Source organism: Chitinophaga niastensis (assembly GCF_003014755.1).
Classification (GTDB): Bacteria; Bacteroidota; Bacteroidia; order Chitinophagales; family Chitinophagaceae; genus Chitinophaga; species Chitinophaga niastensis.
Window position 1 is genome coordinate 1,179,711 of the sequence record NZ_PYAW01000002.1, and the last position, 13,780, is coordinate 1,193,490.

Consider the following 13,780-nt stretch of genomic DNA (forward strand, 5'->3'; position numbering starts at 1 on the left):
TCACCAATTTTTTTACGGCTATGTATCCTAATTTATATTACGCATTCAGAGATCTGCTTGGTTTAGAGATTCCGTTTCTGAAGATTTTCCAAACGTTTGGCTTTTTTGTAGCTATTGCTTTTTTAGCAGGAGCTTATATATTGACGCGTGAATTAAAGCGCTATGAAGCGCAGGGATTGTTAAAAGGCATTCCGGAAAAAGTAATTGCAGGGCTGCCTGCCTCACCAGCTGAAATAATAGGCAATGCTACTGTCGGTTTCCTCCTTGGGTTTAAAGTATTAGGCATTGCTTTTCAATGGGATAAGGCTTCACAGGATTTTCAGGGATATATTTTTTCCAACCAGGGAAGCTGGATCACTGGTATTGCATTAGGTGCTTTAATGGCCTGGTACAAATATGCTACTAAGAAAAAGGATGCACTGCCTAAGCCTGAAGAGAAGATGGTGATGGTAATGCCTCACCACCGTGTACCGGATATTATTGTAATGGCGGCTATCGCAGGTTTACTGGGCGCCAAAATTTTTCATAATCTCGAAAACTGGAACGACTTTGTACAGGATCCTATCAGCGCCTTGCTGTCGTTTAGTGGCCTCACCTTCTATGGTGGCCTCATTGTGGCTGCTATTGTTATAATTAGTTACGCCCGTAAAAAAGGATTTAATATCCGTGCACTCATTGATAGTGCGGCACCTGCATTAATGCTGGCTTATGCTATTGGAAGAATGGGCTGCCATTTCTCCGGCGATGGCGACTGGGGTATTTATAACAGTGCTTATGGCATTGACAGTAATACCGGACATTCAGTGAAAATGGCACCTGCAGCATTTAATGACGTGGTACAAAAGAACAGCAGCTTTTTCCTGCAGCAATACAGCAGTGTTGATAAAATTCCGCATGCAGCCTTTGAAAAACCAGCTGCGCTGGGCTTTCTGCCCGACTGGTTCTTTGCCTACGGGTATCCGCACAACGTAATTAAAGAAGGCATTCAGCTGGCCGGTTGTGAAGGACAATATTGCAAAGTGTTACCTACTGCCGTATATCCAACACCGTTATATGAAATTATTGTATGCCTGGTTTTATTCGGATTGCTTTGGGCTATCCGTAAAAAAGTGAAGATACCAGGCGTAATATTTGGTATCTATCTGATATTAAATGGTGTTGAAAGATTTTTTATAGAGAAAATAAGAGTGGACACCCGGTATGATATTTTCGGTTTTCATCCAACACAGGCAGAAATCATTTCTACCCTGCTGGTCATTGGCGGTATAGTGTTAATAGGTTATTACCGTAAGAAAAATTCAGCCGCAAACACGCTTTCCTGATAGTATTATATGCAACGCCACACGTCTTTAGTATCCTTGTCGCATGAGCACAAGCGTCTTTTATTTGTATGTCGCTACCTGAAAAAAGATGCAGCGCCATACGAAGGGTTTCCATTGGAAACACAAGCCAAATTTGAATATATAGTGAAGGTATTTCAGGAATTAATGGTGCCTCATATTCAGAAAGAAGAATACCTTTTTGAAAAATGTGCCGGCAAAAATGCTGTTATAGATGCCATGATGCTGGAGTTACAGGAAGAACACCGCCTCATTTCGCGTATGTATAGCGCCCTCACCGTGAGTACTGACCTGGACGCATCTATGGATGTACTGGCTACCAGCCTGGAGGCACACATCCGGAAAGAGGAGCGTGAATTTTTTGAGTTGCTCCAGCAGGAGCTGCCTTTATTACTGGCTGATTTACAGTTGGAGAATTAATATGTTTACGGGTGCTTTAGTATTATCGCATTAACATGTTATTGGACAGCATAAATAAAATAAGTATTTTGCCGGAAGGGTCATCGCACTATATGACTGTAAATTTGTTGTAGCCATTTTTTTATTGTCGTCTGTTACTGGCGTTTATCCATTGTTGTTGAGCTGATAAATAAACCTATGACTATTTAATTAGAGTTATGCGTACTTTTTATTTCAGCTTATTAATTATTTGCTCGTTAGGTCCCCTCAATACCTTTGCCTCCAACAGGGAAGACAGTCTCGGTAAATATGACAAGCTTGATTCAATAGATATGCTTACTTCCTCCTTTACCTATAAGGTAGGAGAGCAGCAGCTTGGTAATGTAGCCACCTTGCAGGTGCCGGATGGCTATCGCTTTTTAGATGCCACCCAAAGCCGGGTGCTGGTAGAGCATGTGTGGGGGAATCCGGAAAATCCGAATTCACTGGGTTTGTTATTGCCGGCCCGGGTAGGGCCGCTCGACAAAGACGTATGGGGATTTCTCGTGTCTTATGAACCATCCGGTTATCTGGATGAGGGAAATGCACGGTTAATAAATTATACGACACTGCTGGAGGAGATGAAAGAAGATCTCAGAAAAGAGAATGTATTGCGCCAGGGCAAAGGATTTGGTATTATAACCAGTATGGACTGGGCTTTCCCACCTTATTACGATAAAAAAACACATGCCCTGCATTGGGCCAGGATACTGCATTTCAGGTATAGCCATCAGTCTATATTAAATTATGAAGTGCGGCTGCTGGGCCGGAGAGGTGCCCTGTGTTTTACTGCTGTTGGTAATCCTTCCCAGTTAAACCTGATTCAAAAGCAGTTGAAGTCAATTACAGGCGTGGCCCGCTTTACTAACGGTAATAACTATACGGATTTTAATCCCCGCACCGATGGAGCCACCATGTGGGTGCCGGAAGCTTCCACGGTAAGTCGTATTTTGTCGCCTGTTAACCTGCTCCTGTGGCTGCGTAACACCTGGTTGTTGCTGATCGTTTCCTGCTGTATGGTGTTATTTGTATATGCTATGCAATATTACCACCGCCGCAAACCTACCTATCGCAAAATGATCCATATAGATGAAAGTTTAAACTAAGGCAGGCATCTTCCTATAATATATAATATAAAAACTGTTTGTTTATCCTGTTATAATACCGGCTATCCGGCATTAAAACCGCTATTTAAGTAACCCGTTTTCCCCGTGCAACTTTATCCTTTCCCATTCGTCTTCTAATCATTCAATACATTATTTACCATTCGTCCCTTTCTAATGACCGTTTGTGTAATGCTATGTACTGTGTAATGCATAATACCTACTTTTACATCGTAGTAGTTAATCTACTGTAGTAGTCTAACTACTGTAGTATAGGAGCTAAAGATCTAAAAAATTTTACCTAAAAAACCAAACAAATAATATTCTAAATCGCCCTTTATATGAAAGCAATTTTTAAAGCCTTAACATTGACAATGAGTGTGTTAGGCGCTACTTTAACCTCACAGGCACAAAATGGTCCAAGTGTGGCAGGACAAATTAACCAGGCAGGCAACAAGCCGGTAGAATTTGCTACCGTTACTTTATTAAAAGCAAAAGACTCTTCCTTAGTAAAAGGTGCAATCGCAGATATCAGTGGTAAATACGAATTTGAACAGGTGAAACAGGGGAAATACCTGGTTGCTGCCGTTTCAGTTGGTATGACCAAAGTATATAGTAACGCTTTTGAAGTTGGTACTACCACCGTTCGCGTACCAGCCGTTTCACTGGAAACTGCTTCCAAAAGTCTGAAAGGTATTGATGTAACCGCCCGCAAGCCCTTTATAGAACAGAAAGCAGACAAAATGATTGTAAATGTGGAAAGCAGCATTACTGCTGCCGGTGGAACTGCCATGGAAGCATTGGAAAAATCACCTACCATTACTGTAGATAAAGATGGTAACATCTCCATGAAAGGTAAAAGTGGTGTAGTAATTATGATTGATGGTAAACAAACCAACATGAGTTCCCAGGATGTTGCCGAGCTGCTGAAAAGTATGCCAGCGTCCAATCTTGATCAGATTGAACTGATTGCCAATCCTTCCGCCAAGTACGATGCGGCCGGCAACTCCGGAATCATTAACCTGAAATTAAAGAAGAATACCAGCTACGGTACCAACGGAAATGTTACCCTGGGCGGCTCTTACGGTATGTGGCCCCGCTGGAACGGCGGTTTAAACCTGAATCACCGTAACGCTAAATTTAATGTGTATGGTTCTTACAACTATAGCTACCGCGAACAGGAAAATGATCTGGGCATTTACCGTACATTAACCGACAATAATCAATTTAAGGTATTTGACCAGACGAACATTGCAAAACGGACTTCCACCTATCAGGCAGGTAAAATAGGTGCTGATTATTTTATCAGTAAAGGCCACACTATTGGTGTGATGGTAGATCTGACAGCAAATGATCACAACGATCCCAGCTTTGCTACTACCCGTATAGGTAACGGACAAGTGATAGATTCTATCTTACACACTAATACTACTGATAACGGTACCTGGAAAAGAGGTGCTTATAATGTTAACTACCGTGGTATACTGGATTCAACCGGAAAAGAACTGAACATTGACCTGGATTATGCGAAGAATACTAACAAACAACTCTCACAGATATATGCACTTACCCGCGATGGTATTGGTAAAAACATAATGGGTAGCGATACTTCCCGTAATAACCAGCCTTCCAACATTGAGATTAAAACAGCGAAAATTGATTATACACATCCGCTGAAAAACCAGGCGAAACTGGAAGCAGGTGTTAAAGTGAGCTTTGTAACAACAGATAACAATGCCCGTTTTGATTCTCTCAAAGGTGGTAACTGGATACTGGATGAAAATCGTTCCAACCATTTTATATACAAGGAAAATATCAATGCCGCTTATCTCAACTTTAATAAGCAATACAAAAAACTCAATGTGCAGGTAGGTTTACGTGGAGAACAAACACATATTTCTTCTAATTCTGAATCTGTAAAAGGACAGAATAACACCGTGATAAAGAATGATTCTACTTATTTTAATCTGTTTCCAAGCGCAGCATTGACTTATGAACTGAATAAGAACAATACCCTGGGATTGAGCTATAGTCGCCGTATTCAGCGCCCGAGCTATGAGGATCTGAATCCGTTTGAATTTTACCTGGACAGATATACCAAGGCAGCCGGTAACCCAAATCTGAAACCACAGTATTCCAATAACTTTGAAATTACACACACCTTCAAACAGTTCCTCATTACTTCTATCGGTTACTCTCATACCAAAGATATGATGGCAAGGATACTGGAAGCTGATGTTGACAAATCTACCGGTGATACTACTGTGCTCAAGTATAAATTTATGAACGTGGCCAAGGCTGACAACTTCAACCTGAATGTGTCCGTACCGATGCCGATCACTAAATGGTGGACAAGTTTTACCACTATCTCCGTTTCTTATGCGATGTATCAGACTATTGTGAATAACAGCACAGTGGATCTCGCTGCTACCGGTTTCTTTGGCCGCACACAGCAAACATTTACCCTGACTAAAAATCTGTCTGCTGAAGCAACCATCTTCTATGTTTCTCCACAGATAGCAGGTCAGGAGTTTTTCAGAATGAAGTCTATGGGTAGCCTGGATCTGGGTTTACAACAAAAGGTAATGAAAGGTAAAGGCACCGTGAAACTGAATGTGACAGATGTTTTGAAGACCAACCATTTCCGTGGTTCCTTTGATAACGGCGGCAGAAATACAGCTGTAACCAGCATGTGGGATGCGCAGCAGGTACGTATGACTTTCACTTACCGCTTTGGTAACAACAATGTGAAGGCCGCACGTAACCGTCAGACAGGACTGGAAGCGGAACAAAATCGTGTAAAACAGGGGGGTAATTAATATATATCCTTACCCTAAAGATGGTTTTTTAGGTATATAAGGATGGGAAAAACGCGGCCTCTCATTGGGCTGCGTTTTCCCTTAATCGACACTTAAAAAACGCTTTAAATAAGGATGTATGTATTTCGTCACAAAAAATGCCTGTTTGGTAGAATTTGATCCTGGCAGGTGTTGGTTTGAATTATTTTTGATAAAAATTTCGAGAAGATATTTTTTTTCATCCATCTCTATAAATATATAATAATCAATCTTTAAGACAATTATTGCCGATTTTCAGCCAGGCAGAGAGAATATTAAACAGGAAAACCTAACAACGAACGTGCAACTTTTTTTACAATTACTGTCTTTATAATGAAAGCATCAGCCAATAACTTGAATCAGACGCAAATAGCAGAGAATGTAGTAGACCGTTGCAAGAAGGGGGATGTTCGCGCATTCCGCGAACTATACGATGCGTATTCAGCTGCTATGTACAATATTTGTTTGCGTATGACCAATAATGTAAGTGATGCAGAAGACACTTTGCAGGAAGCTTTTATGCAGGTACACAAAAACATTCATAAGCTGGAACGTGACAGCAGCGTGAGTGCCTGGATTAAGCGGATAGTGGTGAATCATTGTTTAAATACACTGCGTAAAAAGAAAGTGTATTTTGAAGAAGTAGACGAAGTAGAGGTCGTAGCAGAAGAGGGAGTTGATGAAGCACAATTTACCATGACGGTAGCTGCTGTTAAAACAGCCATCCATGGCTTACCACAAGGGTATCGCACCGTGCTGAATCTCTATCTTTTTGAAGCTTATTCACATCGTGAAATAGCTGATATGCTGGGTATCACTGAATCTACCGCCAAAACGCAGTATATGCGTGCAAAGGAAAAAGTAAGACAAATTGTAAAACAACAAAATGTAATTCGTTAATGCCGGACAATTTTGAAAGTTTTATCCAACAGCATCGTGATGATTTTGATGTGCCAGGGCCTTCACCAAGAGTTTGGGACGCACTGGAGAGAGAATTACAGGAAAGCGGTAAAGGCAAAGTAGTGCGTCTGATGGCGAAGAACTGGTTTAAAGCGGCTGTAATAGCAGTATTGTTGGTAAACGCTGCTGCATTATTCTATCTCACCAAAAACAAAGAACAGCACCAGCAGGAAGTGGCTGCACTGTCTCCGGATATGCAGGAAGCAAAAGGCTACTATACTTCACGCATAAACGAAAAGCTGGAACTGATCAATGCTTATCCCGCTGAAGAACTTGGTCTTGATAGTGCCGCCCGTAAAGAGTTGGAGGTGCGTAACGACACCTATAAAGCACTGGAGAGAGAATTAAAAAACAATCCAGGTAATGAAAGGATACGCGCCGCTATGGTTCGCTATTATCAGTTAAAAATTGATCTGCTCGATAAAATATTAGAAGAGTTGCACGAGAAGCACGTAACTCCCGGCCAAACAAAAAAACGATATGAAGCTGAAATTTAAATGCTTGTTATTGCTGTTGTTACCATTGGTGTCACAGGCCTATAATAATGGAACGACCTACAAAAAAATAATCAACAAAGAATTTGCGGTAAGTAATAATGCTGTATTAAGTATTTCCAACAAATACGGTAAAATTATCCTTCATGCCTGGAATAAAAATGAGATCAAAGCTACCATTACCGTTACCGGCTTTGGAAAAAAAGAATCAGAAGCACAATCGATAGCTGATATCGTTGACGTTGCAACGGATAAAAACAGCCCTACTGCTGTTGCTTTACGCACCGTATACAACCCTTCAAAGCAAAGCTCCGGCTGGTTTTCATGGGGAGGCAAAATAGATTCAAAGGACTATGTAAATATTGATTACGAAGTATATATACCACAAAGTTTGCAGCGTTTGATAATAGATAATCAGTTTGGAGATGTGATTGCTGACAAGTTTACTTTTCCAGCCGATCTGGCGCTTAATTACTGCACCTACGACATCCGGGAAGCTGAAGATCTGTCTTTAAAAATTAACTATTGTGATAAAGGTAAAATAGGAAAAGCCGGTAAGGTAAATGTAAAAGGAAATTACTCTACCATGCGCGGTGAGCAGCTGGGATCACTGGAAGCCAGTTCTAACTACAGCGAATACACGATTACCAAACTGGGTACTTTATCGATCTCTGCTAATTATGATGATTATAAAATAGAACAGGTGGAGCAGGTGAGTGGCAGATGTACTTATTCTGATGTGCGGCTGAATGAACTGCAACACCGGATAGATCTGAGAATGACTTATGGAGATGTTGTGATAAAGAAGACCAGTATGGGTTTCAAGGGTGCCGATCTACAGGTGACCTATGCCGATGTAAAAATAGCATTCCCACGCAAACAACCTTTGTCGCTCGATGTGAATTTGGTGTACGGCGATCTGGGTACTGGCGGCTTGGAGCTTAAAAATGTGAGTTCCAACAAAAAAGGTTCAACGCTGATTTATTCAGCGCAGGCGGGAAGTGGTAGTGAGCCGGCAGCACAGATAAAGATCCGGGGCACTAATACTGATGTGAAGCTGGAAGCTTTTTAAAATATGGCCATTCTAAAACCTCTTTTATAAATTTAATTATTTAAAAGTTACACTATGAAACGATTTGCAATTTATGTTCTTATTGCATTACCATTATTACTGGCGTCAGGTGTATTTATGTCCTTCGCCCAATCCAGTAACGAGAAGATAAGAGGTAACGGGAATGTTAAACAGGAAGCCAGAAATGCTACTCCCTTTAAGGATATCAGCACTTCAGGTGTATATAAGGTGATCATCCTGCAAGGCAATACACATAGTATTAAAATAGAAGCAGAAGATAATTTACTGCCTTATATAATTACAGATATTTCCGGTGGTAAACTGGACATTCACTCTAAGAAAGGGTATAACATCCAGCCTACTAAAGAGATCACCGTGTATATAACGTTGCAGAAAGTGGAAAGGCTGTCGGCCAGTGGAGCTGGTGGTTTTAGCAGTAACGGCCTGTTAAAGAGTGATCTTATCAAATTAGAATTCAGTGGTGCAGCAGATGCAGATCTGAATATCAATACCCATGAACTGGAGGTTAGTATTTCCGGTGCCAGCAATGTAAAATTGAAAGGCAATAGCAGTGAGGCTGATTACCGTATTTCAGGTTCAGCTGATATTGCAGCCCTGGATTTGCAAACAGACAATGTACGTATTGGTATTTCCGGTACAGGTAAAGCAAATGTAAATGCGCAGAAAAAACTGGATATCAGCGTTTCTGGTATGGGGAAAGTGAAGTATACAGGCGAGCCCAGCATTACACAGGCTATATCCGGTATGGGTAAGATCAGTAAGATATAATTAATTTAGATTTAGATATATGTGCGGCAGGTAGTTCTCTACCTGCTTTTTCTTTTTTATATTTGTCGCTCGTATATTAAATCTTATAGTTATGCCGTCCTTTGATATTGTTAGCAAAGTAGATTTACAGACACTGGATAATGCCATCAACACGGTGAAGAAAGAAATCACCAACAGGTTTGATTTCAAGGGTTCACATGTGGAGATTGAGCTGAATAAGAAAGAACTGGTGTTGAATATAGAAGTAGATAGTGATATGAAGCTGGGTCAGGTATTGGATGTATTGGTGAGTCGTACCATGCGTCAGGGACTGGATGCGGCTATTTACGACCAGAGTAAGGAGCCTTATCAGAGTGGTAAGGTGTTTAAGAAAGAAATTCCTATCCGTAACGGGATCAGGCAGGAAGATGCCAAGAAAGTGGTGAAGCTGATTAAGGATTCCGGATTAAAGGTACAGGCGGCCATTATGGACGATATTGTACGGGTAACTGCCAAAAAGATTGATGACTTACAGGAAGTTATACAAGCTTGCAGGGAAGCCAGTCTGGGTATACCTTTGCAGTATATAAATATGAAATCCTGATTTTTTTACGAATAATCTTTGGGTGTTAAAGAAAATTAGTTAACTTTGCACCCTGTATTTACAATAATTTTTGATATGAAACAGGGAATCCATCCAGAAAGTTACAGATTTGTGATATTTAAAGATATGTCAAACGGAGACAGCTTTTTAAGCCGCTCTACAGCTCCTACCAAAGAAACTGCAAAGTGGGAAGACGGTAATGAGTATCCGTTGATCAAGTTGGAAATTTCCAATACTTCTCATCCTTTTTACACTGGTAAGAACGTATTGGTGGATACTGCAGGACGTATTGATAAATTCAACAAACGCTACGCTAAAAAAGCATAGTTTTTTAGTAAAATATTTTTTTAAAGAATCCCATCGGCTTTCGATGGGATTTTTTATTTTTAACCCCTATGGAGCGTAATTACATTCTTTTTGACTCGCCCGTACGTGATTTGTTATATCCCTTTACACACACAAGACCCATTGCCGCCTGCAGAGTAGGAATACTTACCATACAGGAGAAATGGGAACACTGGCTGGGTACGGGAGTTAGTCATTTCACTGTACCGCACCTGCAGGATAAATTCCCCTTGCACCGCGCAGATGGTAATACTATCAATATCCTGTTGAACGGGCATATCTTGCCTGATGCAGGACTGATAGCGGCCATAGCTGCCCTTCAGCCGGATGAGGAACTGTATAAAGACAACCATTTGTTAGCAAAAACCTTTGTGGGACAGGAGGTACATCTGTTGGCGCCGGCCGATCGAAAAAATTATCCGGGGGAAGTAGTAGGAATATTTATGCCATGGGATATCTTTGCGCTCAACGACAAAGCAATAAGGGCAGATTTTACCCTGCTCACTGAAGGGAAAACATCTGCCCCCATATCATCCACCAATCAATTGATCAATGCTACGGATATTTTCCTGGAGCCCGGCGCTACAGTGGAATGTAGCATATTGAACGCAACTACGGGACCCATTTACATAGGAAAGAATGCGCAAATCATGGAAGGCTGCCTGATAAGGGGGGCATTTGCCATGGGGGAAGGAGCGGTTTTGAAAATGGGCACTAAAATATATGGTGCCACTACACTGGGGCCTTTTTGCACTGGTGGCGGAGAGATCAAAAACAGCGTTTTGTTTGGTTATTCTAATAAAGGACACGACGGTTACCTGGGAGATGCAGTGGTAGGGGAATGGTGTAACCTGGGCGCCAATACTTCCTGCTCTAACCTGAAGAATAATGTTTCCCAGGTGAAGGTATGGGTAGAAGCCAAAGGAGAAGCAGTTCCGGCGGGATTGAAATGTGGTGTGCTGATGGGAGATCACAGCCGGTGTGGTATTAATACGATGTTGAATACCGGGACGGTGATAGGCGTATCCTGCAATGTATTTGGCGGGCATTTTCCGGCTAAATTCAACCCTTCGTTCAGTTGGGGTGGCGAGGACACTGAAAGGACCTATCGTTTGCCGGAGGCCCTCCGGGATGCCGGTAGCTGGATGGCCTTAAAAGGCCGGGAACTGCAAGAGGCGGACCGGAATATCCTGGAAGCAGTGTATGAACTGGTAAATTTTAAAGACCTTAAAACTTAATATCACAGTATTTATGAGAAAAAAAATTGTTGCAGGTAACTGGAAAATGAATCTTACGCTGGCACAGGGCGAACAGCTGATCAACGACATTTTACAGGCAGGGCTGAAATTGGAAGAAGGACAGGAAGTAGTAGTTGCTACGCCTTTTCCTTATTTGTTGAAAGCGAAGTCGCTGTTAAAAAATTATCCTGGTTTTTATGTAGCTGCTCAAAATTGCTACAGTGAAAAGTCAGGAGCTTATACCGGCGAAGTATCTGCAGAAATGCTGCAATCAATAGGAGTGGATTATGTTATTTTGGGTCACTCTGAAAGAAGAGAGTACTTCCAGGAAAGCAATGCTATGCTGGCTAAGAAAATTGACCAAGTTCTGGCAAATGGTCTGAAGCCAATCTTTTGTTGCGGTGAGCCACTGGCCATCAGACAGGCAGAAACGCAGAATGATTATGTAGCTAAACAACTGGAAGAAAGTTTGTATCATCTGACTGTGGAGCAACTGAAAAATGTAGTGATTGCGTATGAGCCTATCTGGGCAATAGGTACAGGTCTTACTGCCAGCTCTGCACAGGCGCAGGACATGCATGCTTTCATCAGATCGCAGATTGCTAATAAATTTGGCCGTGAGGCCGCATTACATACATCTATTTTATATGGCGGTAGTGCTAAGCCGGGTAATGCAGGGGAGTTGTTTGGCTGCGCTGATGTTGATGGAGGCCTGATTGGCGGTGCATCGCTGGTAGCTGCCGACTTTGTTGCTATTATTCAGAAACTTTCATAAATGCTTTAGAAATACGCAGTTAGCAAGACTGCGTATTTTTTTAGTAAAAAATGCTAAAAAAATTAGTAATTTCAAATAATGTTTGTATATTCGTATTGTCATTCTAACAGGGAGAATTAAAATATCAGGTTATGAATACGAATTATGAAATTTCGGAAGAGTTATTTGATTATTTGTTGGTGGTGAACCCGGATGTGCTGGTAACAAAAGATGTGACCCGTATCCGTCAGTTTGTTGCAACAGAGTTGAACGATGCTGGTATTTCGGCAGCGCCGGTACATGTGGCATTGTTCCGCTCAGCCTTTCCGGAGCGTTTCCAGGACGACTTTGTAGCTATGCTCGAAGAGGTAGCCCGGAAACAGGCAGGTTTTGCGATCTATACCTCCAAGATAGATGCATTCAAACATGCAGATGGAAACAACAGTGTTTTTATCAATGTGGCTAACCCCAAACCGTTGATAGATTTGCATCGCAGCGTTATGCAGGCTTTTGAATTAAAACCGCAGACGTTTAAACCTCATATTTTGCTGGCAAGAGGCCTGGCAGATGGGGAAGTCAATAAAGTGTTACCGTTATTGGTGCAGCAGTTATTTGTACGCAGCTTTAATTGCCATTGTTTTAGTTTATTGAAGAGGCCTGCTGCCGGTGGTAAATATGAGCGCGTTAAAGATTTTGTATTTGGAGATATTGAACATATGGTAGGATCATTATTTAACTATGCTGCATAAGTAGTAAGTAATTGTCTGAGCCAGGAATTACCGGATGGTAGATTCGCAGGATTGATGAGGAATGAACGAGTATAATAATTTGTAGCCCCTACTTCAGTTTTCATCAATGTTTGTTCCCTCAAGTTAGCCATCCTTTCACATCCGTTGCCGTTGCATACTTGTGCTCATTTGAGTGCGGTTAAAGCGCAGCGTGTTATTAGATTCGTTAGACCACATTTTCATAAAATGCTGCGGATCAATTAAATCCGGTAAATCCTGGTTCAGACAATTTTAATTGTAGTGTTAATTGTTGTTAATTAATGACCCGTTGTTTTGATCATTGGTAGTTGATATTGGCCAATATTGTTTCTATAAATAAGGGAGATGATAGTTAGTTGTTTTGATGACAGGTATTGGGCCCCAGCCAGTTTTGTTTCCATAAATCAGGGAGATGACAATCAGTTGTTTTAATCACTGGTTACGGGTATTATGCAGTTTTGTTATCATAAGTTAATTAGATGTTAGTCTGTTGTTTTGAAGTTCCCTTTATTGGATAATTTATTTAGATGAGTTAAGCTGTTTGTTCCATTGTTTTTATCGAAATTGAGATCATATTTGAGGTAAGCCATATCAATCTACTGTGAGATGCAATCACGATAGGGGCTGTTTAAGATAGTTATTGAGTTAATCATTCGTACTTATGGTAACCAAGTCAATTGTGCACAAAGAGATTATTGTGAAAGGCCGTGTGCAGGGAGTGGGTTTCAGAGCTAATGCTAAACATGTGGCTGATTTAATGGGAGTGCAGGGGCAAGTTAAGAACCTGCCTGATGGTAACGTGTGGATAGTAGCAGAAGCAGAATTACCAGTGATGGAAAATTTTTTGGCCTGGTGCAGAACAGGGCCTGCCGGGTCAATCGTAAAAGAGCTGGAGATCAGCACTAATAGCGTACAACACATCAAGGGATTTGCTATCCTTCATTCATAAACCCTGGTCCGATAACAAGGTGTTCCCCTATGCCAATTAGTCGCGTACAGCGTTATCTGTGACCTAACAATAAGCGCAAAGAAATTTAACGGAGCAATGCAACTGAATACA

General features: G+C 41.4%; 14 protein-coding genes. All 14 read left to right on the top strand.

The window, feature by feature from the left end; translation table 11 throughout:
- The first annotated feature begins 20 nt into the window (after positions 1-20).
- The 14 genes from CLV51_RS13405 to CLV51_RS13470 all read left to right on the top strand — a co-directional run bounded on the left by CLV51_RS13405 (position 21) and on the right by CLV51_RS13470 (position 13,669).
- Complete coding sequence (locus CLV51_RS13405; RefSeq protein WP_106528531.1) at positions 21-1,322, top strand: prolipoprotein diacylglyceryl transferase; 1,302 nt, start codon at positions 21-23, stop codon at positions 1,320-1,322.
- Between the two features lie 9 nt (positions 1,323-1,331).
- A complete protein-coding gene (locus CLV51_RS13410) occupies positions 1,332-1,760 on the top strand; it encodes a hemerythrin domain-containing protein (RefSeq protein ID WP_106528532.1) in 429 nt (142 codons plus the stop codon).
- Between the two features lie 197 nt (positions 1,761-1,957).
- Entirely contained in the window at positions 1,958-2,884 is a 927-nt protein-coding gene (locus tag CLV51_RS13415; protein ID WP_106528533.1) for a DUF2167 domain-containing protein, read from the top strand.
- 338 nt (positions 2,885-3,222) lie between these two features.
- Positions 3,223-5,700 carry a TonB-dependent receptor domain-containing protein gene (locus CLV51_RS13420; protein WP_106528534.1) on the top strand — a complete coding sequence of 826 codons (2,478 nt, stop codon included), beginning with the start codon at positions 3,223-3,225 and terminating at the stop codon, positions 5,698-5,700.
- A 351-nt stretch (positions 5,701-6,051) separates the two neighbouring features.
- On the top strand, positions 6,052-6,618 hold the full coding sequence (locus CLV51_RS13425; RefSeq protein WP_106528535.1) for an RNA polymerase sigma factor: 567 nt from the start codon (positions 6,052-6,054) through the stop codon (positions 6,616-6,618).
- Positions 6,618-7,175 carry a hypothetical protein gene (locus CLV51_RS13430; RefSeq protein WP_106528536.1) on the top strand — a complete coding sequence of 186 codons (558 nt, stop codon included), beginning with the start codon at positions 6,618-6,620 and terminating at the stop codon, positions 7,173-7,175. Before CLV51_RS13425 ends, CLV51_RS13430 begins: the two co-directional genes overlap by 1 nt.
- The gene (locus CLV51_RS13435) at positions 7,159-8,244 is read left to right on the top strand and encodes a DUF4097 family beta strand repeat-containing protein (RefSeq protein ID WP_106528537.1); all 1,086 of its coding nucleotides are present in this window, start codon (positions 7,159-7,161) and stop codon (positions 8,242-8,244) included. The genes CLV51_RS13430 and CLV51_RS13435 overlap by 17 nt, the downstream gene beginning before the upstream one ends.
- A 54-nt stretch (positions 8,245-8,298) precedes the next feature.
- A complete protein-coding gene (locus tag CLV51_RS13440) occupies positions 8,299-9,033 on the top strand; it encodes a head GIN domain-containing protein (protein ID WP_106528538.1) in 735 nt (244 codons plus the stop codon).
- Between the two features lie 91 nt (positions 9,034-9,124).
- A complete protein-coding gene (locus tag CLV51_RS13445) occupies positions 9,125-9,616 on the top strand; it encodes a YajQ family cyclic di-GMP-binding protein (RefSeq protein ID WP_106528539.1) in 492 nt (163 codons plus the stop codon).
- Between the two features lie 75 nt (positions 9,617-9,691).
- Entirely contained in the window at positions 9,692-9,943 is a 252-nt protein-coding gene (locus CLV51_RS13450; protein ID WP_106528540.1) for a type B 50S ribosomal protein L31, read from the top strand.
- Between the two features lie 68 nt (positions 9,944-10,011).
- The gene (locus CLV51_RS13455) at positions 10,012-11,199 is read left to right on the top strand and encodes a putative sugar nucleotidyl transferase (protein WP_106528541.1); all 1,188 of its coding nucleotides are present in this window, start codon (positions 10,012-10,014) and stop codon (positions 11,197-11,199) included.
- 13 nt (positions 11,200-11,212) lie between these two features.
- Positions 11,213-11,974 carry a triose-phosphate isomerase gene (tpiA, locus tag CLV51_RS13460; RefSeq protein WP_106528542.1) on the top strand — a complete coding sequence of 254 codons (762 nt, stop codon included), beginning with the start codon at positions 11,213-11,215 and terminating at the stop codon, positions 11,972-11,974.
- A 131-nt stretch (positions 11,975-12,105) separates the two neighbouring features.
- The gene (locus CLV51_RS13465; RefSeq protein WP_106528543.1) at positions 12,106-12,702 is read left to right on the top strand and encodes a 2'-5' RNA ligase family protein; all 597 of its coding nucleotides are present in this window, start codon (positions 12,106-12,108) and stop codon (positions 12,700-12,702) included.
- 679 nt (positions 12,703-13,381) lie between these two features.
- Complete coding sequence (locus CLV51_RS13470) at positions 13,382-13,669, top strand: acylphosphatase (RefSeq protein WP_106528544.1); 288 nt, start codon at positions 13,382-13,384, stop codon at positions 13,667-13,669.
- Positions 13,670-13,780 lie beyond the last annotated feature (111 nt).

Coding starts and splice junctions, on each gene's coding strand:
- CLV51_RS13405 (WP_106528531.1), top strand. CDS start 21: ATGTATCCTAATTTATATTACGCATTCAGAGATCTGCTTGGTTTAGAG.
- CLV51_RS13450 (WP_106528540.1), top strand. CDS start 9,692: ATGAAACAGGGAATCCATCCAGAAAGTTACAGATTTGTGATATTTAAA.
- CLV51_RS13430 (WP_106528536.1), top strand. CDS start 6,618: ATGCCGGACAATTTTGAAAGTTTTATCCAACAGCATCGTGATGATTTT.
- CLV51_RS13425 (WP_106528535.1), top strand. CDS start 6,052: ATGAAAGCATCAGCCAATAACTTGAATCAGACGCAAATAGCAGAGAAT.
- CLV51_RS13440 (WP_106528538.1), top strand. CDS start 8,299: ATGAAACGATTTGCAATTTATGTTCTTATTGCATTACCATTATTACTG.
- CLV51_RS13410 (WP_106528532.1), top strand. CDS start 1,332: ATGCAACGCCACACGTCTTTAGTATCCTTGTCGCATGAGCACAAGCGT.
- CLV51_RS13455 (WP_106528541.1), top strand. CDS start 10,012: ATGGAGCGTAATTACATTCTTTTTGACTCGCCCGTACGTGATTTGTTA.
- CLV51_RS13470 (WP_106528544.1), top strand. CDS start 13,382: ATGGTAACCAAGTCAATTGTGCACAAAGAGATTATTGTGAAAGGCCGT.
- CLV51_RS13420 (WP_106528534.1), top strand. CDS start 3,223: ATGAAAGCAATTTTTAAAGCCTTAACATTGACAATGAGTGTGTTAGGC.
- CLV51_RS13435 (WP_106528537.1), top strand. CDS start 7,159: ATGAAGCTGAAATTTAAATGCTTGTTATTGCTGTTGTTACCATTGGTG.
- CLV51_RS13415 (WP_106528533.1), top strand. CDS start 1,958: ATGCGTACTTTTTATTTCAGCTTATTAATTATTTGCTCGTTAGGTCCC.
- tpiA (WP_106528542.1), top strand. CDS start 11,213: ATGAGAAAAAAAATTGTTGCAGGTAACTGGAAAATGAATCTTACGCTG.
- CLV51_RS13465 (WP_106528543.1), top strand. CDS start 12,106: ATGAATACGAATTATGAAATTTCGGAAGAGTTATTTGATTATTTGTTG.
- CLV51_RS13445 (WP_106528539.1), top strand. CDS start 9,125: ATGCCGTCCTTTGATATTGTTAGCAAAGTAGATTTACAGACACTGGAT.